Source organism: Jingyaoa shaoxingensis, from assembly GCF_014385005.1.
Classification (GTDB): domain Bacteria; phylum Bacillota; class Clostridia; order Lachnospirales; family Lachnospiraceae; genus Marvinbryantia; species Marvinbryantia shaoxingensis.
In genome coordinates this window covers 38248-59829 of record NZ_JACRSZ010000006.1, presented here as the reverse complement: position 1 = coordinate 59829, position 21582 = coordinate 38248, and the positions used below count along the sequence as shown (strand labels likewise).

Below are 21582 nucleotides of genomic sequence, written 5' to 3'. Positions count from 1 at the left end.
GATACAGCTCCCTTGCTCTTTTTTACATATATTTTTCAAACATGCTCATATTTCGGCAATCATGAGAGAGAGGATCTTTAAAATATTTCTGATCTGTGATCTCCTGTCCAAATCCTCCGGTATAACCATATTTCTGGCAAATGGTCAGATCATCTTCAAGATTTCGGCAGCCATCTCCCCAAATCAGATGACCATAAGGATTGCCATCGACAAAATGAGTATGAATGATCTTGTCGCCAAAAGTCTGGAACCACTGTTCCAGAGTCTCACCTGCAACACCCATCGCAGTTGTATCGATAAGAATTTTCAGATTGTCCTGGGCTACATCATCCATCATTTGCTTTGTATCACTCAGACGAAAAACAAGATTTGACTCTTCAGGCCGGAGACTTTCCATTGCAAGTTCAATTTGATAAGATTTTGCAAAATCGCAAAGATTTTGCAGCATTTCTACACATCGTTTCCATGCATCTTCTCTTGTTTCATCCAAATATCCCCATCCTGAGTTACATTGCATAATTTTGCAGCCTAACTCAGAGGCAATGCGAATACCATTTTTAAAATAATCCATGCTTTTTTGAAATGCCATAGGCTTGCTTGCTGCAAACTGATATTGATACATACAGTTTTCAGGAGTAAATACTTTAACTTCTAAGCCTCGAGAATGGATTTTAGATGCAATTTGTTTTGTATCTTCATAACTGACCGCATCCATAAAAATGTGTGGAATACCACCCCAGAGTTCAATACTTTTAAAGCCGGCACGTTGCTGTGCGTCTAAAAAATAATCCAGAGAGTATTTCATATAATGGATGTTCATACCGCAAACCTGTGTTCTGTCTAATAGTGCCATAGTGTCCTCCTTGTGCATTTGTTATTTATGATTCTATTATAACATTACATGACGTTATATTCAAGACAATTATGCAGATCGGTCAAATCTTTTTGAAAAATTACCCTGAATGGTAGAATGATCCTGAAAAGTGACAAAAGCCTGTGGATCAATGTGCAAAACAGTTTTTTTCAGCAGATTACTTTCTTCTTTGGATACAACTGTCATGATAATGTAAAGCGGTTCGTTCCGATATCCACCAAATCCTTTCCAAATAGTGCACCCCCTGTTGATGGTTTCAAAAATGTAATCTTTTACAAGAAGATTTTTCGTTACAATGAAGGTACAGGTCATAATATTCTGATAATGAATTTTATCCATAACCAAAGATGCAATAAAAGAAAAAATAATAGAATAAATAGCGAGCTGGTAATTATCGTGAACTGCACAAAATAAGTAAATGCAGGAATTAAGGGCAAGAGAAAGTTTTCCGACACTGAAACCAGGATGAACACTGGTCAGATAAAGTCCAAGAATATCGGTTCCACCTCCGCAGCTTCCATAGTGCAGAGTAAGACCTACCCCCAAACCGGCCAGAGATCCACCAACAAGGATGCAGGTTAAGATATCGTTAATAATTGGACTGGAAGGGACTGGTATGATCGTCATAAAAAGAGACTGAAACAGAATGCAGATGATGCTTTTAATCAAAAAAGCCTGGCTGAGAATATTTTTGGCAATATAAAACAGAGGAATATTTAAAAACAACAGAAGTAAACCGGTAAAATCAAAATTGGAAGAAAATGTAGTACCGGTAAAATCATTCAGAATAGTAAGTATTGTTTGAGCAATGCCAGTGAATCCCCCTCCAAATAAGTGAAGTGGAACAATAATTATTCGATAGGAAGCTGCATATAGAAAGACGCCCAGAATAGCCGGGATAATTTCTAATAGATTTTTTTTCATTTTCTGATTCATAAAATGCCCTCCTCAGTGTTATATATAACATTATAATACAATACTGAAAAAAGTAAAGAAAAATATGATTGATAAAAAGAATATGTTATGATACAATACAATACAAGCATATAACAAATATGCAATAGAAAATAAACTAAGAAAAGGAGAACGCAAAAATGCAGATCGATGAAGCGGCAATCAAGAGAGAACACGAAAACGGAATATCTATTATTGAACCAACACAGAAAATAGTAGATGCTATATGCTCACAGGGATATAAAAATATTTTTTATATCGGAATTGGCGGAACTTATCTTTATGCCAGTCAATTTATGCACATAGTGAAACAAATAGGATCTACCATCCCGATTTATTTGGAAAATGCTGCAGATTTTAATGTTGTTGGAAACCCACATTTCTGCAAAGATTCGATTGTCATAATTGCATCTATTTCCGGTGATACCAAAGAAATTGTCGAACTGATGGATCACGTACATGCTGTGGGGGCAAAAGTACTGGGTTATGTAGAAAAAAAAGACAGTCCACTTGAGAAGGCATGTGATTATGTTGTCACAACAGTTGGAGGAGAGTATTACTTCTGGTATACAGTAACATTGCGTTTTCTCGCAAATGCTGGTGATTTTCAGAAATACGATCAGTTTATGGAAGAGTTAAAATGTATGCCGGAAAACATTGTAAATATTTATAAAGAATCAGATAATAAGGCGAAAGAATTCGCTGATAAATATTGTGACTCTGATTTAATTTATTTAATTGGTTCCGGTAATCTGGAAGATTGGGCGACTTGTTATGGTATGTGTATTATGGAAGAAATGCAGTGGATGCCAACAAGACCGGTCTCAGCAGCCAATTTTTTCCATGGTACGCTGGAAGTAATAGAAAGAGATATACCGGTGATGCTCATTAAGGGTGAAGATAAAACAAGAGTACTAATGGATCGTGTAGAGAAATTTGTGAATACAATCAGTGCGCATGTTACGGTATTTGATACCAGGGAATACGAATTAAAGGGTATCAGTGAAGAATTCAGATGGATGCTGTCACCGCTTGTTGCAAGGAGTTCTTTCCAGAGAGTATCCGCACATCTGGAACACAATAGAAGACATCCACTTGGAATCAGAAGATATTATCGCAGACTGGATTATTAAAATTCAAAAGTCGCTTGCATGAAAAAAATGCGGATGTTATAATTTACAAGAAGAGATATGATGTAATATAAATCATATTATATTATTATAACATAGCAAGGGAGAATTCAATGAGCAAACTCAACAAAGAGTCAAGTGTGGCACTGTATCAACAGTTAATTGATGAAATAAAGGATCAGATAGCATCGGGGAAATTGACAACAGGTGATCGCTTAATGACTGAATTTGAACTGAGCCAGGAATATAATGTAAGCCGTATTACTGTACGAAAAGCAATAGAGGTTTTGGTAGAAGAGAATATTCTGATAAAAAAGCAAGGAATCGGAACATTTGTAGCAGAAAAAAAACTGACAAGAAATGTGGGAGTTTTTATGGGATTTACCAGTAACTGCATTCAAGATGGTAAGACACCTTCAACGAAATTGCTTGCTGCAGAATTGGTAAAAGCTACAACGGTAGATGTAAAAAATCTTGATTTGAAACCCGGAGAAAAAGTAATCAGAATAAACAGATTACGTATATCAGATGGTGATCCGGTAGTTATCGAGGAAACGAGATTTTCGCAGAAATATGCTTTTTTGTTTGGTGAGAATTTGGAAGGTTCATTGTATGAAATCCTTGCACATAATGGAATTGTTATGTCCGGTGGAAAACGTACGATCAATATCTGTAATACAACAAAAGAAGAAGCAGAGTTACTGGAAGTGGAAGAAAATGAAGTGATGTTGTATATGAAAGATATTTGTGTGGATGCGAATGGTACGCCGATTCATTCATGCAAGAGCATTATCAATCCGAGAAGGTACGAGATTATCATTAATACAATGCCAAATAAAGGATAAAACAGAAAAGGCGCATGATACATGCGTCTTTTCTATTTTAAGAAAGTGAGAAGCCTATGTCTATTAGAATTGACTATCATACCCACAGTGAGATTTCGCCAGATGGGAAATCAGATATGGAACATATGTGCCAAAGTGCCATAGAAAAGAAAATCCAGGAGATTGTTTTTACGGATCATTATGAATGCTATGCATATGGAGTGAGAAGCAGGAACTTTCATTCAGAATATGTCAGAACATATTTTGAACATATCGAAAAAATACAAAAAAAATATCAGGGAATTTTGAATGTGAAAAGTGGTGTGGAACTTGGACAATCATATTTAAATTCCGGCGAAGCAAAAAATGTTTTAAATCATCCATTCGATTATGTAATTGGGTCACTTCATAAGCTGGGAAATATCGACCTTGGATGGATACAGTTTACGGAAAGCAATGCCGGATATATTGGTGATACCTACTATCGCTGTCTGGAAGAACTGGCAAAGAATGGAGAATATGACTGCATCGGTCATCTGGATTATTATAAAAAACATTGTGCCAGAGCAGGATTGAGTGATCGGTTTGAACATTACCGCCCGATTATCAAAAATATTCTGATGCATATAATAGAAAGAGGAAAAGGAATTGAGGTAAACACGGCATGTATGGGTGTGCTGATAGAGGAAACCATGCCAGATTTACCAATACTGGAACTGTATCGGGAACTTGGAGGATCTATCATTACAGTGGGGTCAGATGCTCATACCCCAGACAGAATCGGTTATGGTTTTGAGCAGGTAAGAAAAAAGTTATTAAAAGCAGGATTTACGCAGATCACAGTTTATGAAAAAAGAGTCCCAAAACAAATCAGCCTTGCAGAAATGACAGAGTAAAATAAAAGGAGGCTATCCAAAATGGATGCCTCCTTTTAAAGGTGGGAGAGTATGACTAATATTCCAGTTTCCACATGTAACGTCTTTGACTTAACGGATGATTACGGGCAATCGCAAGCTGTTCAAAATAAACTCTGACAACGCCGGTAATTAACATAGGACTGAAATATTCTGCTACAGAAGCTGGTACGTAATTGGAAAGACCAAAATCTTTGGCATCAATAACGGTAGTTTTTGCATCAAATCTGTTCAGGAAATCCAATGCCCTGGAATCCATGGCACGTGTTCGTCCATCATTCATTAATAAAAGATATGGAACATTTTTGTCCACAATTTCAAAAGGACCATGGAAGAATTCACCATCATTGCAGAATCCAGAATTTACCCACTGCATCTCCAGAAGAAGGCAGATAGATGTGGAATAAGCAACACGTTCTGTTGCACCGGAACTCATAACGTAAATGATAGACTCGTCTTTATAATCTTCCGCAAATTGTTTTGCAGATGGAAGAACATAAGAAACAGCGTTTTCAATGGCATCGTAAATATGTAAGTAACCGTTTACCATATCTTCATATAATTCACAGCCCTCATACTGATTCAGAACTTCTACAGCCAGCATCAAAACGTTATTCATCTTTTCCAATTTAGCTGCATAGCTTTTTTCAAAACCATGCACAATCACATAATCACCATTGGCAGCAAGAGGGGAAGCTGCATCATGTGTAATAGAAATAACAACAGCACCCTTTTCACGGGCCAGTTTTGCAGCAGCAACTGTTTCAGGAGTGTTTCCTCCTAAGGAGCAGGCAATTACGATGGCAGTATCATCGCAGGCTGCAGGTGGTGCATAGTTAAATTCATTGGCGGTAAAATATCCGGTACGAAGTTTGTGGGCGTTAGCTCTCATAAAATATTCAGCCGGATATAATTCAGAAGAAGAAGCTCCGCATCCTACAAAATAAAGTGTCTGGATATTCGGATGTGTTTTTTTGATATTCTCAATAATTTCTTTTGGTTGCATCATAGGCCTCCTTACGTCTATTTGTTTGTATAATACATCATATAACAACTTGGGAAAACAGTCAATGCTAAAATGAAAAATGGAGTAAAAATGTAAGTAATACACAAAAAAACAAAAAAAATCTGTCGATTAATGACAAAACTGTGATTTTTGTTAAAAAAGACTTGCCATATAGCATATAATGTTATATGATGATACACAGAAGAACATAACAAGCGAGGAAAAGACATGATAAAAGTATTAGGACTTGGAGATAATGTTGTAGATAAATATATGCATATTCGTACCATGTATCCTGGCGGGAATGCATTAAATATTGCGGCAACTGCTCAGATTATGGGAGAGCAGGCCGCTTATCTGGGAATGTTCGGAGATGATGATGCCGGAATGCATGTATATGATACCATAAGAAAAATGGGAATAGATACTTTACACTGCAGATTCAAAAAAGGCGAAAATGGATATGCAGAAGTAAAACTTGTGGATGGCGACAGAACCTTTATAGGAAGTAACCAGGGTGGAGTATCAAAAGAGTATCCTTTAGATCTTACGGAAATAGATTATGCATACATTGCGCAGTATGATTTGTGCCATACCAGCATTTTCAGTTATACAGAACCATATTTGGAAAGACTCAGCCAGATGACAACATTTTTGAGCATGGATTTTTCCAATCGATATGACGATGAGTACCTGAAGGCGAATTGCCCATATATTGACTGTGCGGCAATATCTTGTGGAAATGCCTCAAAAGAGAAGGTAGAGGAGGAAATTAAAAAAATAGTATCTTATGGATGCAGACATATAGTAATTGCGACACGTGGATCGAAAGGTGCAGTAGTGTATGTAGACGGAAAAATATATGAACAGTCCCCGTGTCTGATAAAGGCAGTTGATACTATGGCCGCAGGAGATTCCTTCATAGCAAGTTTCCTGATTCATTATCTTGCCGGAATGAAAGATGTTAGAGAATTTCCTGCAGATTCAGGCAAGAATGGCATTACAACCATATCAGAATACAAAGATCTTTGTGTGAGAAGCAGTTTATATCAGGCAGCAATTTTTGCATCACAGCAATGTCAGAAAGATGGATCTTTTGGATACGGAAAGAAATTTTAAACGGGAATAACTATTCAGGAAGATGAATAGTCCAAAATAAAATAAAAAGAAAAGAGGAAAAAAGGATGAAAAAAAGGACAGCAGCATTATTACTTACTATGGCTATGGCAACATCACTTTCTACAGCAGCAAGTGCAGAAGATGTTACAATAAAGTTTCTGCATAAATACTGCCAGCCTGAGCAGGCACCTGTATTTGAAGAGATCGTAAAGCAGTATGAAGAAGAACATCCTGGTGTTCACGTTGAAATCGAAACTACCACAGATAATGAAATTAAATCAAAGCTAAAACTGGCATTAGGAAGTGGAGATATGCCGGATGTATATCAGACCTGGACTGGTGAATACTGTGAGAAATTTATTCGAGCAGGATATGCACTTGATCTCACTCCATATATGGAAGAAGATCCAGAGTGGAAAGACTCTTTCCTCCCGGCAGCATACAGTGCATTTACATATGATGATGGACAATATGCAGTTCCGACACGTTTTGATGCAGAAGTGTTTGTTTACAAAAAATCGGTATTTGAAAAATATGGATTTGAAGAACCAAAAACATGGGACGAGCTGATGAAAATCTGTGAAACACTGAAAGCCGATGGCGTGACACCATTTATTCTTGGAGACGGATTATCCTGGGATGCTCCACACTGGTATGGCGCTTTATGGCAGAAATTTGTTCCGGAAGATGTATTAGAGGGACAGGATTTTAATGTAAAAACAGTTACAATCGATGATCCTGGATATGTAAACGGTCTGAATTATTTTACAGATTTGCTTGACAAAGGATATTTTAATGACAACATCAATTCTATGGAACACAACATGGCACTGGAAGTATTTTATGCAGGAGAAGGTGCTATGGCGTATGTAGAAATGTTAGAGTTTAATGATATCAATAAAGGTCTTGACGGAGACTTCGGATTTTTTGCAATGCCAACCATCGAAGATGATGCGGCAAAAGGAAACCAGGAAAAACTGTTTGGAGCACCGGAAGGTATGATTGTAAATCCAAATTCAGAAAATGTAGATGTTGCAGTAGACTTTTTGAAATTCCTTACATCAGTAGAAAGTCAGCAGAAGATTGTATCAGAAGCAGGGCATACAAGCTGTGTAATTGGAGCACATACAGAAGAAAATACGATTCCTCAGCTGATTGACGGTATGGCATATGTTCAGAATTTCAACGGGATGAGCAACTGGACAGATTGCGGATTTGAGGCAAGCATTGTAGATACCATGTGTAAATTGGGACAGGATTTTGCAGCTCAGTCTATTACAGCAGAAGATTATGTAGCAGGACTGCAGGAAACAGCAAAAGTAGTTCGTGAACAGAATGCAGAGTAAGATTTGAGAGTTATAATCATGGGAAGCAGTCAACAAAAGGACTGCTTCCTGTGAAATACGGGAGGTATTAAAATGAAAAAAAGACATATTACAGCATGTTTGTTTCTCGCACCTGCTATAATTGTTATGTTAATCTTTATGTATATCCCAATTGTCCAGAACTTTTATTATAGTCTGTTTAACTGGTCTATTTATAAACCGGGAAAAACATTTGTAGGACTGAAATATTTTATAGAATTATTTCAGGATAAGGTATTTTGGACATGCTTAAGAAATAATACATTATACGCATTAATATCTTTAGTGGGACAGCTTGGAGTAGGTCTTGTGGTAGCAGCTATACTTGAAGCAAAGTTTATGAGAAAACATTCTGGATTTTTCCGTACCGTATTTTTTATACCTTCTGTAATGTCATTTATGGTTGTAGGTCTTTTATGGCAGTTGTTTTTCAATCCAAATGTAGGACCGTTTAATGGCATTTTAAAAGCAATGGGAATGAATACGGCTAATCTTAATATTCTTGGGAATCCAGGTACCGCTATTTTTGGCGTAATTTTTGCATCACAGTGGATGTATTTTGGGTATATGGCAATGCTTCTTATTATCGGTATTCAGAAAGTCCCTGATGAATTATATGAAGCGGCTGAAATAGATGGTGCAAATGCACTGCAGAGATTTTTGCATATAACAATACCAAATATTAAAGAAATGATTTTGGTAGACTGTATTATTATTGTAGTGGGTTCCTTCAAATTGTTTGATGAAGTGTTTATTATGACAAATGGCGGTCCGGGATATGCTTCAGAAGTTATATCTACATATCTCTACAGAACAGCATTTCGTGCAGATATGATGGGATCAGCCAGTGCAATGGCGGTAGTTCTGTTTGTGATAACTTTTGCACTATCTATTTTCCAGATGAAAATCTCACGCAGTGGTGAAGAGTAGCAGGAGGAGAAACATGAGAAAGAAGAACAAAAAAACAATTGCGATAAAAGGGATTACATATATATTGCTGATATTGTTAACATTGTTTATCATCATTCCTCTGGTATGGATGATGATATCCGGTTTCAAATCCAATGGTGATTTATTCACAAACAGTTTTGGCTTACCGAAAGAGTGGTTATTTTCTAATTATATATTAGCGTGGAAGGTAGGAATTGGAAGATACCTTTTAAACAGTGTGTTTGTTACTTTTGTATCAGTAGCATTGACGGTTATTATCAGTGCTCTGGCAGCATTTGCCCTTACGAACAACAGATTATACTTTAAGGGCAGAAATGCGGTATTTATATTCATTTTAGCAGGTTTAATGTTAGCACCGCAAGTTAGTGTAGTTCCATTGTATAAGATGTTGAACAGAATGCATTTATACAATACTTATTGGGCAATGATTCTTCCGTATACAGCATTCAGAATAGCTTTTACTGTTATGTTGATGAGAGCGTATTTTCTGGGTCTTCCAGCATCATTAGACGAGGCTGCATATATCGATGGATGTACCTCATTTGGAGTATTCAGCAAAATTATTATGCCTTTATGTAAACCAATATTAGCATCTTCAGCATTGATGTCAGCAATGTATTGTTGGAATGAATTTATGATGGCAATGATATTTACATCAAATGATAAAATCAGAACCATTCCAACAGGTCTGATGAACCTGACCGGAACACTCAGAACGGAATGGGGAACATTAATTGCAGGTCTGGCGATATCTGCTTTACCGATTATTATCGTATTTATTATATTTCAGAAACAGTTTGTTCGCGGAATTGCAGCCGGAAGTGTGAAAGGATAGTAAGAAAATGAAGAATTTGAAAACGGATCAGATAGCTGTATCGAATTTTCCATATTACAAGTATTCATTGGATTATGCATTGGATTCATTAGCTCGTATGGGAGGAAAAAATCTGGAGTTTTATGCCTGTGATCCACATTTACATATGGATGATGCATCTGTTTCAGATATAAAGACTGCTGCGCGAAAAGTTCGTGAAAATGGGCTGAAAACAATTTGTGTAACACCGGAACAATGTAACTATCCGGTTAATATTGCTTCGGCAAATATAGCAGCAAGAAAAAGAAGTATAGCTGTTTATGTGAAAGCTATGGAAACAGCAGTAGAAATGGATTGTCAGTTATGTCAGTTTCTGGCAGGATTCGGATGTCTGGATGAGGCAGATGAAGATATATGGAAAAGAAGTGTAGAATCGTTGGGATATCTGGCTGATTTAGCTGAAACATATGGTATTCATATTGCTCTGGAAACTTCGCCGAAAGAATATACCTGCCTGACCGACAGTATAAAAATAGCAGATATGGTGAATGAAGTGGGATCTTCTGCACTGCATGGCATGATTGATACAGCTGTACTTGGATATAGTCATGAAACAATACAGGATGCGATAGCAGGTCTGGAGAATGGTAGAATTCTTCGACATGTACATGTGGGAGATGGAAAACCTAACGGACATTTTATAATTGGTGAAGGAAATCTGAACTTAAAAGAAATGATGAGTGCATTAGATCAGATAAAATATGAATATGCGATAAGTCTGGAAATTCTGAATCCTCTTTATACATCAGATCCGGAATATGCGATGAAGACGTCTTATGAGCGATTAAAGAAAATAATAGAGTGAAAAGAAAATATGAGTTTTTCTTTTTTTTAACCCTGTCCTGTGATAAAATATAAGCACAAAACAAGAATTAAGCAGGGAGGGGATCCTATGAAAAATGTAGTTGTTACGATTGCAAGACAGTATGGAAGCGGCGGTAAAACGATCGCTCAGATGTATGCACAGAAGCATGGCATCCCGTGTCATGAAAGAGATATTTTAAGACTGGCAGCAGATGACAGTGGTATCAATGAAGCGTTATTTGGAGAAGTAGATGAACGGTTAAAAAGTGGCAATCTGTTCGGTATCTCCAAGAAGATCTATACGATAGGAGATCTGATTCCACCATCCAGCCCGGATTTTACATCTACACAGAACCTGTTTAATTATCAGGCAAAGGTGATTCGCGATCTGGCAGAGCAGGGACCGTGTGTATTCATCGGACGCTGTGCAGATTTCGTGCTGGCAGATAAGCCCAATGTAGTCAGTGTATTCATACATGCGCCACATGATTACTGCATGGAACAGGCAAGAGAGCGTACAGCTAAGAATGTAGGAGATCTGACGAAATTTGTTGCCAGAACCGATAAGTTCCGCGGAGATTATTACCGTTACCACACCGGACATGAGTGGAACGATGCAAGGAACTATGACCTGTGCCTGGACAGCAGCAAACTGGGATTTGATGGCTGCGTAGAGGCTATCGAGAAATATATTGAAGTAAGATTTAAATAAAAGCAGGAAAGACAGATTGGTGCAGAAGTGTGCCAGTCTGTTTTTAGTTCGCGTGCTATGGGTACACTCTAACAGGAAAGGATATAGGGACAGAGATGGAAGAAAAGAAATTAGAAAAAAATGTAATCGAGGATCTGATTCATCAGGCATTTGAAGCGCAGGCAAAAGCTTATGTGCCATATTCTCAGTTTGCAGTTGGGGCAGCGCTCCTCGCCAGAGGTGGAAGGATCTATCAGGGATGTAATATTGAGAATGCATCCTACACCCCGACCAATTGTGCAGAACGTACTGCATTTTTCAAAGCAGTATCTGAGGGTATCACAGAATTTGATGCCATTGCCATTGTAGGAAATAAGAAGTTTGTGCCAAAGGGAGAAGGGGATTATTGTCCGCCATGCGGTGTGTGCAGACAGGTAATGAGAGAATTCTGCAACCCGGAGACATTCCAGATTATTCTGGCAAAATCCGAGACAGAATATCGGATCTACACGCTGAAAGAGCTGCTTCCGCTGGGATTTGGTCCGGAAGATCTGATTTAGTCCGTTGGAACCCAATGGAAAGGCAGTGATTTCATGTAAATTATGAAATCACTGTCTTTTTTGCATCTAAAGTCGGTACTGTACCAGTGGTACCTTCGTCATATATCATAACTGGAAGGATAACTGATTCTGCCGGGGCTTCTGGGTTCGTCATACGTCTAAGCAAAAGTTCCACTGCCGTATCAGCCATATTTTTATCCGGTGGTGCGGAAATGCTGGTTAGTGGAAGAAGATAAGGCTGCATCTGTCGCAGGTAGTCGAAGCTGATGATAGAAATATCTTCCGGCACACGATATCCGTTTTTTAAAAGAAAATTCATAACAGAATAAGTTCTGGTATCATTAAAACTAACAATAGCCGTGTAATCAACAGGAAAAAGAACAGATTCCAAATTGCCATAGTAAATCGCATCTGCCACCAGAGTATGAGAAAGCATACGTACCTGGTTAGTATCAATTCCTGCATCGGAAATAGCCTGAAGAAAACCATTATAACGCAAAATCTGTGACTGGTTTGTCTGAGGTCCTGCCAGGAATAGAAAACGGCGATGCCCTTCGCTGGCTAATCTTTGACCCGCCAGATATCCTCCCTGATAGTCATCACAGCGCACAACATCATTCGAATTCTTTTCTGTCTCACGGTCGATCAGGACAAGAGGAATGTGATTCTGGTTAATGATGTCGACGTCTCTGGTACTGTCAATTTTCGGAAACAAAAAAATACCGCTGACATTATAAGAAAGTGCCAGGCTTAAAGCATTTTCCACATAATCTTCTTCAAACTGAGAGCAAAGAATAAATAAGTGATAATCATATGCCCGCAGCTTTATAGATATCTGAGAGATCATCTCGGAGTAGTGTGGATTTTGGATATCTTCGATGATAACTGCGATCAGATTCGTATGACCGGAACGCAAAGATGAGGCCATAATGTTGCGCATATAGCCTAAATCATCAGCGATCTGCTGAATCTTTGCAATTGTTTCCTGAGAAAGTCTGTTATCATTACGCAGTGCACGGGAAACGGTATTCACAGAGTAACCGCATGCATTCGAAATATCTTTTAATGTAACGCGTCTGTTTGTCTGGCTCAAATTGCGACTCCTCCCGTTCTTAAAAAATCAAGTATTATTCTATAACAGAAAGAGACAAAAATCAACAAGTATCAGAAAGCTAGAGAGCTTCTATACATGCGAAAATGTACAAAAAAGCGATTTAAAAACTGTATGCTTTTGACAAAATGACGTAAATAAGCAAAAATATGATTGACAAATTATAGGATTAACGTTAATCTGTAATTACAAAAAACGTGATACCAAATTAAGGGAGGAAAAAAACATGAAAAAGAAATTGCTTGCAGGCGCATTAGCAACAGCAATGGCACTTGGGATGTCTTTTGGTGTAGGAGCAACGGATGATGGATCTACACAGGGAACGAATACATTCGTAGATGGCGGTACAGAACTTAGCTTTTGGACATTCCAAGAATTGCACGTAGGCTTCTGGACATCCATGGCAGATGTATGGAATGAGCAGAATCCAGACAGACCGATTAACCTGACAGTTACCACAGGAGAATCTCATTCTACTCACAGCAAACTGCTGATTGCCTGCCAGTCAGGAGAAGGTGCACCGGATATGGCAGATATTGAAATTGGTTACTATGGATCTTTCCTGAAAGACGGATATCTGCTTCCAATCAATGATGCAGTAGAACCATATAAAGATGATGTGGTTATGTCCCGTGTAAGCATGTATGGCGATAATGAAGGCAACTATTATGGTGTAGACTTCCATCTTGGTGCAACAGTAGCATATTACAACATGGACATCATGAATGAAGCTGGTGTAGATCCTGCAGATATCGTTACCTGGGATGATTATGTAGAAGCAGGTAAGACAGTTCTGGAAAAGACAGGAAAACCAATGTGTGCAGTAGAGACATCTGACCTGTTCTTCCCACAGTGCATGATGCTGGAAAAGAACGCTCAGTACGTAGATGATGAAGGAAATCCAAATCTTGTAACAGAAGAGCATGCAGAAGTTATCGATTACATCAGAGAAATGATTAACCTTGGTGTTTGTGAAATCGCTCCAGGCGGTGGATTCCATACAGAAGAATGGTATGGTCATCTGAATGATGGCGGTGTTGCTTCCGTAATCATGCCACTGTGGTACATGGGAAGATTTACAGATTACTGTGCAGATCTTAATGGCAAGATGGCTATTTACCCAATCCCGGTTTGGAACGAAGGCGATGTTCGTGAAGTTCTTCAGGGTGGTACAGGTACATCCGTAATCAAAGGTACAGAAAATGAACAGCTTGCAAAAGATTTCCTTGCATTTGCAAAATTATCCAAAGAAGGATGTACATATGAATGGAATGAATTAGGATTTGACCCTATCCGTACAGAACTTTGGGATGATCCGGAAATCACAGACAACAAAGACAATAAGTTCCTTGCTTACTTCACAACCAATCCATTTGATGTTCTGAAAGCAAACGGAACAGACATTACAGCACCAAATATCTCTGGCGCTTACTCAGCAACATACAGTACATTGGTATCTACAACATATTCAAATGCATTTGAAATTTCAGTAGATCAGGATGCTATGGAACTGCTTCAGGGTGAACAGGATTCCATTATTTACTAAATCAAACGTCTGATTTACAGGCATAAAACCATTAGGGTGCCGCGGGAGGATAACCCGCGGCATTTTTGAATCATACGGGGCACTCTCCTATGTGATGAAAGGAGAAAATATGAAAAAACAAAGTGTGGTAAAGAAATTTTTATATTCACAGAAAGTAGCACCATATGTATTTGTAATGCCATTTATACTTACGTTTGCAATCTTTTTTGCATATTCCATTGTAAGTATGATTCTTATGAGTTTTCAGAAAGTAGCAGGTGCAAATACAACATTTATCGGATTAGAAAATTACAAGATACTGACCAATGCAGTATTTCTTAAAAGCTTGAAAAACAGTGTCTTTTACACCATAGTAACCTGTATTATGATGATTCCGATTCCTATGATACTGGCAGCTATGCTGAACAGTAAGCATATGAGAGCAAAAGGAACATTTCGAAGTATTTTATTTATACCGGCACTCACTTCTGTAGTAGTAGCAGGTGTGGTTTTCCGTTTGATGTTCGGAGAACTGGAAGGATCTTTTATGAACCAGGTTATGAATCTGTTTGGAGTAGAACCGATTATCTGGTTGAGAAAGCCGGTTACAGTATGGATTACATTATTTTTCCTTTGCCTGTGGAGATGGACAGGTGTAAACATGATGTATTATCTGTCTGGTTTACAGCAGATACCGGCAGATCTTTATGAATCAGCTTCTATTGATGGGGCAACAGGAATGCAGCAGCTTCGTTATATCACGATTCCACTGCTGAAACCGACGACAATCTATGTATTGACCATTTCCATTTTTGGTGGTATGGCGATGTTTTCAGAAAGTTATATGTTATTTAATGGAAACAAATCCCCGAATAATGTGGCAACCACATTGGTTGGTATGTTGTACAGAATGGGATTTGAACAAAATCAGCTTGGTATTGCCAGTGCAATAGGTGTAATTTTCCTTTTGATTGTTCTGGCAGTCAATATGATTCAGCTTCGTATTAACGGTACAATTGGAAGTAAGAAGGGGGAATAAACAATGTCAATGACAAAAAAATCGAGAATCTTTACAATATGTTTATTTATCTTCTTCATTTTGATTGCAGCGATTACGCTGTTACCACTGGCACTTTTGGCAGTATCATCCCTGCGTCCGGGTTCTGACCTGATGCGTTATGGATTGAATTTCTCCATTGATTGGGCAAATGCAAATCTGAACGAATATAAGATGTTATTCAGTGGACAGAATGCATATTTCACCTGGTATAAGAATAGCTTGATCATCACTGTTGTACAGGTGGGATTGGCATTATTTCTCAGTGCCTGTGTAGGATATGGGTTTGCTATGTATGATTTTAAAGGAAAAAATATCTTATTCCTTTGTGTATTGCTTGTTATGATGGTTCCGACAGAAGTGATATTACTTCCATTGTATCGTCTGATTGTAAAGATGAAATTGATCAATAATATGTGGGGAATTATCCTTCCGTATCTGGTTGTACCGATGCTGGTATTTTTCTTCCGACAATATTTGTCAGGTATTCCGAAGGATTTCCTGGATGCAGCCCGTGTGGATGGCTGTACCGAGTATGGGATCTTTTTCAAAATTATGATTCCTTTGATGAAACCATCTTTTGCGGCAATGGGTATTTATCAGGGAATGCAGAGTTGGAATAACTTCCTGTGGCCAATGGTTGTGACAAATTCGATTGACAAGATTACACTTCCTGTCGGATTACAGAGTTTGTTATCACCATATGGAAATAATTACGACATCCTGATTGCGGGATCCTGTTTTGCGATTATACCGATTTTGATTTTATTTATCTGTTTCCAGAGATACTTTATCGAAGGTATGACAGCCGGAGGTGTAAAGGGCTAGAAAGGAGACATCGAGAAATTATATGACAGATGTAGGAGGAATGAAGAATATGAAACAGGCAAAAATGATGATAGATAAAGCATTTAAAATTTCAGAAGTTGATAAAAGAATCTATGGATCTTTTATCGAACATTTGGGAAGAGCTGTATATGATGGTATTTATCAGCCGGGCAATCCACTTTCAGACGAAGATGGTTTCCGTAAAGATGTGCTGGAAATGGTCAGAGAATTGAATGTGCCGATCGTCAGATATCCAGGTGGAAATTTTGTATCTAATTTTTTCTGGGAAGACAGTGTGGGTCCGGTGGAAGAACGTCCGACTCGCCTGGAACTGGCATGGAGAAGTCTGGAAACGAACAAGATCGGTTTAAATGAATTTTCCAAATGGCTGGAAAAAGCAAATTCGGAAATGATGATGGCAGTGAATCTGGGAACCAGAGGTGTGGCGGATGCCTGCAATTTGCTCGAATATTGCAATCATCCAGGTGGAACGAAATACAGTGATATGAGAATTCGCCATGGTGTAAAAGATCCACATAATGTAAAAGTATGGTGTTTGGGAAATGAGATGGATGGTGACTGGCAGATTGGTCATAAAAACATGCATGAATATGGTCGTCTGGCACAGGAAACGGCAAAAGCCATGAAATTGATAGATCCTTCCATTGAATTGGTTTCCTGCGGAAGTTCTAATCTGGATATGCCGACGTTCCCAGAATGGGAAGCAACCACACTTGGTTATACATATGATCATGTGGATTATGTATCTATGCATCAGTATTATGGAAATTTGAACAATGATACGGAAGACTTCCTGGCATTATCAGATGATATGGATCAGTTTATCCGTTCTGTTATTGCTACCTGCGATTTTGTAAAAGCAAAGAAACGTGGTAAAAAAGATATTAATCTGAGTTTTGATGAATGGAATGTGTGGTTCCATACAAGAGAAGCAGATGATGAATTTATGGAAAAAGATCCGTGGCATATTGCACCGCCGCTTCTGGAAGATCAGTATAACTTTGAAGATGCTCTTCTGGTTGGTCTGATGCTGATTACATTAATGAAACATGCAGATCGTGTGAAGATGGCTTGTATGGCACAGCTGGTAAATGTAATTGCTCCGATTATGACGGAGAAAGATGGAGGAAAGGCCTGGAGACAGACCATTTTCTATCCGTTTATGCATGCATCCAGATATGGACGGGGCATGGTTCTTCAGCCAGTAATTGAAACACCGGTACATGATACAAAAGAACATGAAAATGTAACAGATCTTTCCAGCGTAGCGGTATGGAATCAGGAAAAAGAAGAGCTGACTATTTTTGCAGTAAACAGAAACACGAAAGAAGATATGGAACTGATCACAGATCTGCGCAGTCTTGAGGGATATCATCTGGAAGAACATATTGTATTGGAAAGCAATGATATGAAAATCTGCAACAGTGCAGGAGAAGAACTGGTAATGCCAAAAACTGTACAGAGAAGTACCATGGAAGATAAAAAAATGACATCCATGCTGACCAAAGCATCCTGGAATGTGATTCGATTAAAAAAATAAAGTATCCTGGAGGTAAAAATGAGTCAGGAATTAGAATATAACAAACCATGGATTTTGCAGAGAGCAGATCCTTATGTGTACAAGCATATAGATGGCACGTATTATTTTACAGCATCCATTCCGGCTTATGATAGGATTGTACTCAGACATAGTGATACACTGGCAGGCTTAAAAGACGCAGAAGAAGTCAGGGTGTGGCAAAAACATGACAAAGGGATTATGAGTGAACATATCTGGGCACCGGAGCTGCATTATCTGAATGGTAAGTGGTACATCTATTATGCCGGTGGCGATATAGATGATGTTTGGGCGATCAGACCTTATATTCTGGAATGTGCAGATCAGGATCCTATGACAGGGAACTGGGTGGAAAAAGGTAAAATGATCCGGGCAGAAGAAGATGAATTTTCATTTGAGGCATTCTCACTGGATGGCACGGTATTTGAAAATCGTGGAAAACACTATTATATATGGGCAGAAAAAGTAGGAGTTGGAAAACAGATTTCAAATCTGTATATTGCTGAAATGGAAAATCCCTGTAAGTTGAAAACGGTGCAGGTGCTGTTAACAACACCGGATTATGACTGGGAAAGAATTGGTTTTTGGGTAAATGAAGGACCGGCTGTCATACATCACGACGGAAAGATTTATATGACATATTCTGCTTCGGAAACAGGAGCAGCATATTGTATGGGTATGTTAAGTATATCGGAAGATGCTGATCTGTTGGATCCTGCTATGTGGAAAAAGGAACGTTACCCGGTATTAGAGACCAATGCAGAAAAAGGCATCTATGGACCGGGACACAATTCCTTTACAGAAGATGAGCAGGGAAATCCGATTATGGTATATCATGCCAGAACAGAAGAAAAGATTGAGGGTAATCCATTATATAATCCAAATCGTCATGCAATGCTGATGAAACTCACATGGGGAGAGGATGGAAGACCGGTCTTTAAGTATTAGTAATCCATTGGGGACGGAGTTTTTTTGCTCTAAAGAGTTGAAAAACTCCGTCCGTTTATGTAACATTATATTTTACAGCATTGCTTATTACTGTTCGAGATATGCCGGTAAGTCGGCTGAGCTGTCGTATGGAAATACCGGAATGATACAACAAGTGCAGATAGTGATTTCTTATAGGAAGTTCAAGACATTGAAAATCAGAAGGAGAATTGCAGGGTGTTTTTTGACGGATGATTTTAAGTGCCTCTGCGTCTGGAAGACGTGAACTGGAATAGTATTCCATGCATCTTAGATCAGAAGTAGTGTGTAAATACTGAAGACATTCTTCATGATTCGGAAACAAAACAGGAATTTTGTCGATATCAATAAAAGAAGAATTATCATTTACTGGTTCGCTTTTAAATCGGTTCTGAAACAGATACCCCATGCGCTGATATTTCTGATTGTACTATCCTTTCATGAACTGTTGAGAAATGAATTCAGAAATAAGCGAATTGTTAAGAGCCGTTATAGAAAATCTGATATATAATGCAAGAGGAAAATGGAATTTGACCAGAGGGGACAGTAAAAAAACCAGAAAACACCGTCCCTAATGGAATTTTGTAGACAAATGAGAGGGAGAAACGTATAATAGTTATGTATATCTGGATCTTTTTGTATAAAAGAATCAAAAAGAGAACAGCTGATGCAAAAGACAGGGTGGTGTAGAAGTAAATGGCTGGGGCGTTAATGATAAAAACCGGGACTAAGCTGCGCATGGCATTTGATGTGCCGGCAGGGCAGGATCCAAAGTTTAATATGATATGTACATTTCATAAAGCAGTAGATGAATCGGCATTTTTAGTTTCGGTTCCGATGGTTGGCGGCAAGGCACTTCTGCTGGATGAGAATCAGAAGTTCTTATTCCAGTGTGGAGAAGGAGATGATATACAGGTATTTGCCGGATATGCGGATGCTGAAGTAAAGATGGGAATCCGTCGTTACTGGAAGATCCGCCGTGTGACGGAGCAGAGACAGTTTATCAAGCGTGCGGATATTCGTATGAAGGTAGCACTTCCGGTTCAGTATATGCAGGAGACCTGGGCATTGAACCTGGATGGAGAGATTGATAAAGAGAATGGCGAGACCATGGACATTTCTAATGGTGGTCTTGCAGTATGCATGAACCGCTGGTTTGAAGTGGGAGAGACCTGTGTCTTTACTCTGCCAAGAATCGGTACCGTTTCCGACGGAATTGCATCCATAGACGTGGTGGGTGTGGTATGCTGGATGAGAGAGGTACCGAAGGGCAGCGCTTTCCGGTATGTTGCAGGTATTCAGCTTCGTTTTGCAGATATGGATGAACGCAGGAAGATGCAGGACTATGTTGCCGGTGTGAAGAAAAGGTACAGACTATGAGTTTGTGGAAGAAAAAATCTGGCAAAAAGACACACGGTCAGATCCAGTCAAAGATGAATGGAGAAGCTGCTCCAAAGAAGAAACACCGTTTTGGAAAAAAGAATAAAACGGATCAGATTATCCGGATCCAGGAACTGCAGGAACTGATGGCGAAGTACGGGGATGATGTAGATCCGGAGACCATCGTCAGTATGTATATGCCTCATCGGAAGAAACAGAGAATTGCAGCAGCCCTGCTTCGTCTGGATAAGCTGCAGGTCGCACTTCTTGGAATGCTTCTGGCAATTGCGGTGCTTTTCATAGCAGCATTTATGCAGGAAAAGATGGGCAACTTTACCATCAACCTGAATCGTCTGGAATTATACCGTAAGGGAATCAGCATTTCTGAGACAGGGACGTTTGAAGATGCTACCGCAAGGCTTACTGCCAACACAGTACAGGATGCCACGAATATGTCCATTGAAGATCTTCCGGATGATCTGGATGGAATAGATGGTGACCACAACGGAAAGAATTATATGGCATATACCTATTATCTTCGAAATGCAGGAAAAGAAGATCTGGGTTATATCGCTAAGATTACCCTGGATTCCTGTGCGAAAGGTGCCGAGGAAGCTGTGAGAGTGGCGGTCTGGAGAAATGGGGAACGGGTTGTTTATGCAGAACCGGCAGCAGATGGAAATGAGGAACCGGGATGCACCAATTTCGTTTCAGACGATGTGGTCTGCCAGTATGAAGAAAAAGATTTTCTGGTTGGTAATGTGGATCGTTACACGATCGTTATCTGGATGGAAGGCGACGACCCAGAATGCGTAGACTCGATTATCGGGGGAAGCGTGGAATTCAGCATGAATATCGATGCAGACTACGATGATGACACCAGTCTGCTGTGGAAGTTTGTAAAAGACATCAAAGATACCATCACAGGTGACAAGCCGATTGATGCAGCAGGAAATACAGCTCCAAACGGCAGCTATTATCCAGACAGAGAGATCACCTGGGAAAACAGAAGAAACAAATAAAGAGGTATAAACAGCGCCACAACCGCTGATTATATAGAATTCAGAAGAA

General features: G+C 38.9%; 21 protein-coding genes. 17 read left to right on the top strand and 4 right to left on the bottom strand.

The window, feature by feature from the left end:
* Window positions 1-22: 22 nt before the first annotated feature.
* Together H8716_RS07120 and H8716_RS07115 are read right to left on the bottom strand one after the other, a co-directional pair.
* Window positions 23-853 carry a sugar phosphate isomerase/epimerase family protein gene (locus H8716_RS07120; RefSeq protein WP_249307877.1) on the bottom strand — a complete coding sequence of 277 codons (831 nt, stop codon included), beginning with the start codon at window positions 851-853 and terminating at the stop codon, window positions 23-25.
* A gap of 69 nt (window positions 854-922) precedes the next feature.
* Window positions 923-1810 carry a YitT family protein gene (locus H8716_RS07115; protein WP_249307876.1) on the bottom strand — a complete coding sequence of 296 codons (888 nt, stop codon included), beginning with the start codon at window positions 1808-1810 and terminating at the stop codon, window positions 923-925.
* Window positions 1811-1968: 158 nt separating this feature from the next.
* Here H8716_RS07115 and H8716_RS07110 point away from each other — a divergent pair, with 158 nt between their 5' ends.
* The 3 genes from H8716_RS07110 (at window position 1969) to H8716_RS07100 (ending at window position 4678) form a co-directional block, all read left to right on the top strand.
* Window positions 1969-2961: an SIS domain-containing protein gene (locus tag H8716_RS07110; protein ID WP_249307875.1), complete on the top strand. Its 993-nt coding sequence runs from the start codon at window positions 1969-1971 to the stop codon at window positions 2959-2961.
* Window positions 2962-3071: 110 nt separating this feature from the next.
* Window positions 3072-3803, top strand: coding sequence for a GntR family transcriptional regulator (locus tag H8716_RS07105; protein ID WP_249307874.1), 732 nt, complete (start codon window positions 3072-3074; stop codon window positions 3801-3803).
* A gap of 56 nt (window positions 3804-3859) precedes the next feature.
* Complete coding sequence (locus H8716_RS07100; protein ID WP_249307873.1) at window positions 3860-4678, top strand: histidinol-phosphatase HisJ family protein; 819 nt, start codon at window positions 3860-3862, stop codon at window positions 4676-4678.
* Between the two features lie 55 nt (window positions 4679-4733).
* On the opposite strand, the gene H8716_RS07095 is transcribed toward H8716_RS07100, so the two are convergent.
* Window positions 4734-5705, bottom strand: a complete 972-nt coding sequence (locus H8716_RS07095; protein WP_249307872.1) for an SIS domain-containing protein — start codon at window positions 5703-5705, stop codon at window positions 4734-4736.
* Window positions 5706-5930: 225 nt separating this feature from the next.
* Here H8716_RS07095 and H8716_RS07090 point away from each other — a divergent pair, with 225 nt between their 5' ends.
* The 7 genes from H8716_RS07090 to H8716_RS07060 all read left to right on the top strand — a co-directional run bounded on the left by H8716_RS07090 (window position 5931) and on the right by H8716_RS07060 (window position 12065).
* A complete protein-coding gene (locus tag H8716_RS07090; protein WP_249307871.1) occupies window positions 5931-6821 on the top strand; it encodes a PfkB family carbohydrate kinase in 891 nt (296 codons plus the stop codon).
* Window positions 6822-6886: 65 nt separating this feature from the next.
* A complete protein-coding gene (locus tag H8716_RS07085; protein ID WP_249307870.1) occupies window positions 6887-8167 on the top strand; it encodes an ABC transporter substrate-binding protein in 1281 nt (426 codons plus the stop codon).
* Between the two features lie 72 nt (window positions 8168-8239).
* Entirely contained in the window at window positions 8240-9115 is an 876-nt protein-coding gene (locus H8716_RS07080) for a carbohydrate ABC transporter permease (protein WP_249307869.1), read from the top strand.
* Window positions 9116-9128: 13 nt separating this feature from the next.
* Window positions 9129-9971 (top strand): carbohydrate ABC transporter permease, encoded by an 843-nt coding sequence (locus H8716_RS07075; protein WP_249307868.1) that lies wholly within the window; start codon window positions 9129-9131, stop codon window positions 9969-9971.
* 7 nt (window positions 9972-9978) lie between these two features.
* Window positions 9979-10815, top strand: a complete 837-nt coding sequence (locus H8716_RS07070) for a sugar phosphate isomerase/epimerase family protein (RefSeq protein ID WP_249307867.1) — start codon at window positions 9979-9981, stop codon at window positions 10813-10815.
* A gap of 87 nt (window positions 10816-10902) precedes the next feature.
* The gene (locus tag H8716_RS07065; protein ID WP_249307866.1) at window positions 10903-11526 is read left to right on the top strand and encodes a cytidylate kinase-like family protein; all 624 of its coding nucleotides are present in this window, start codon (window positions 10903-10905) and stop codon (window positions 11524-11526) included.
* Between the two features lie 95 nt (window positions 11527-11621).
* Window positions 11622-12065, top strand: a complete 444-nt coding sequence (locus tag H8716_RS07060; protein ID WP_249307865.1) for a cytidine deaminase — start codon at window positions 11622-11624, stop codon at window positions 12063-12065.
* A 40-nt stretch (window positions 12066-12105) separates the two neighbouring features.
* On the opposite strand, the gene H8716_RS07055 is transcribed toward H8716_RS07060, so the two are convergent.
* Window positions 12106-13158 carry a LacI family DNA-binding transcriptional regulator gene (locus H8716_RS07055; protein WP_249307864.1) on the bottom strand — a complete coding sequence of 351 codons (1053 nt, stop codon included), beginning with the start codon at window positions 13156-13158 and terminating at the stop codon, window positions 12106-12108.
* A gap of 244 nt (window positions 13159-13402) precedes the next feature.
* Between H8716_RS07055 and H8716_RS07050 the strand changes: the two genes are divergently transcribed.
* The 7 genes from H8716_RS07050 to H8716_RS07020 all read left to right on the top strand — a co-directional run bounded on the left by H8716_RS07050 (window position 13403) and on the right by H8716_RS07020 (window position 21533).
* The gene (locus tag H8716_RS07050) at window positions 13403-14722 is read left to right on the top strand and encodes an ABC transporter substrate-binding protein (protein WP_249307863.1); all 1320 of its coding nucleotides are present in this window, start codon (window positions 13403-13405) and stop codon (window positions 14720-14722) included.
* 109 nt (window positions 14723-14831) lie between these two features.
* Window positions 14832-15740: a carbohydrate ABC transporter permease gene (locus H8716_RS07045; RefSeq protein WP_249307862.1), complete on the top strand. Its 909-nt coding sequence runs from the start codon at window positions 14832-14834 to the stop codon at window positions 15738-15740.
* 3 nt (window positions 15741-15743) lie between these two features.
* Entirely contained in the window at window positions 15744-16586 is an 843-nt protein-coding gene (locus H8716_RS07040) for a carbohydrate ABC transporter permease (RefSeq protein ID WP_249307861.1), read from the top strand.
* Between the two features lie 49 nt (window positions 16587-16635).
* Entirely contained in the window at window positions 16636-18147 is a 1512-nt protein-coding gene (gene arfA / locus H8716_RS07035; protein WP_249307860.1) for an arabinosylfuranosidase ArfA, read from the top strand.
* Window positions 18148-18165: 18 nt separating this feature from the next.
* Window positions 18166-19113 (top strand): glycoside hydrolase family 43 protein, encoded by a 948-nt coding sequence (locus H8716_RS07030; protein WP_249307859.1) that lies wholly within the window; start codon window positions 18166-18168, stop codon window positions 19111-19113.
* 714 nt (window positions 19114-19827) lie between these two features.
* Complete coding sequence (locus H8716_RS07025) at window positions 19828-20511, top strand: PilZ domain-containing protein (protein ID WP_249307858.1); 684 nt, start codon at window positions 19828-19830, stop codon at window positions 20509-20511.
* The gene (locus tag H8716_RS07020) at window positions 20508-21533 is read left to right on the top strand and encodes a hypothetical protein (protein ID WP_249307857.1); all 1026 of its coding nucleotides are present in this window, start codon (window positions 20508-20510) and stop codon (window positions 21531-21533) included. Before H8716_RS07025 ends, H8716_RS07020 begins: the two co-directional genes overlap by 4 nt.
* Window positions 21534-21582 lie beyond the last annotated feature (49 nt).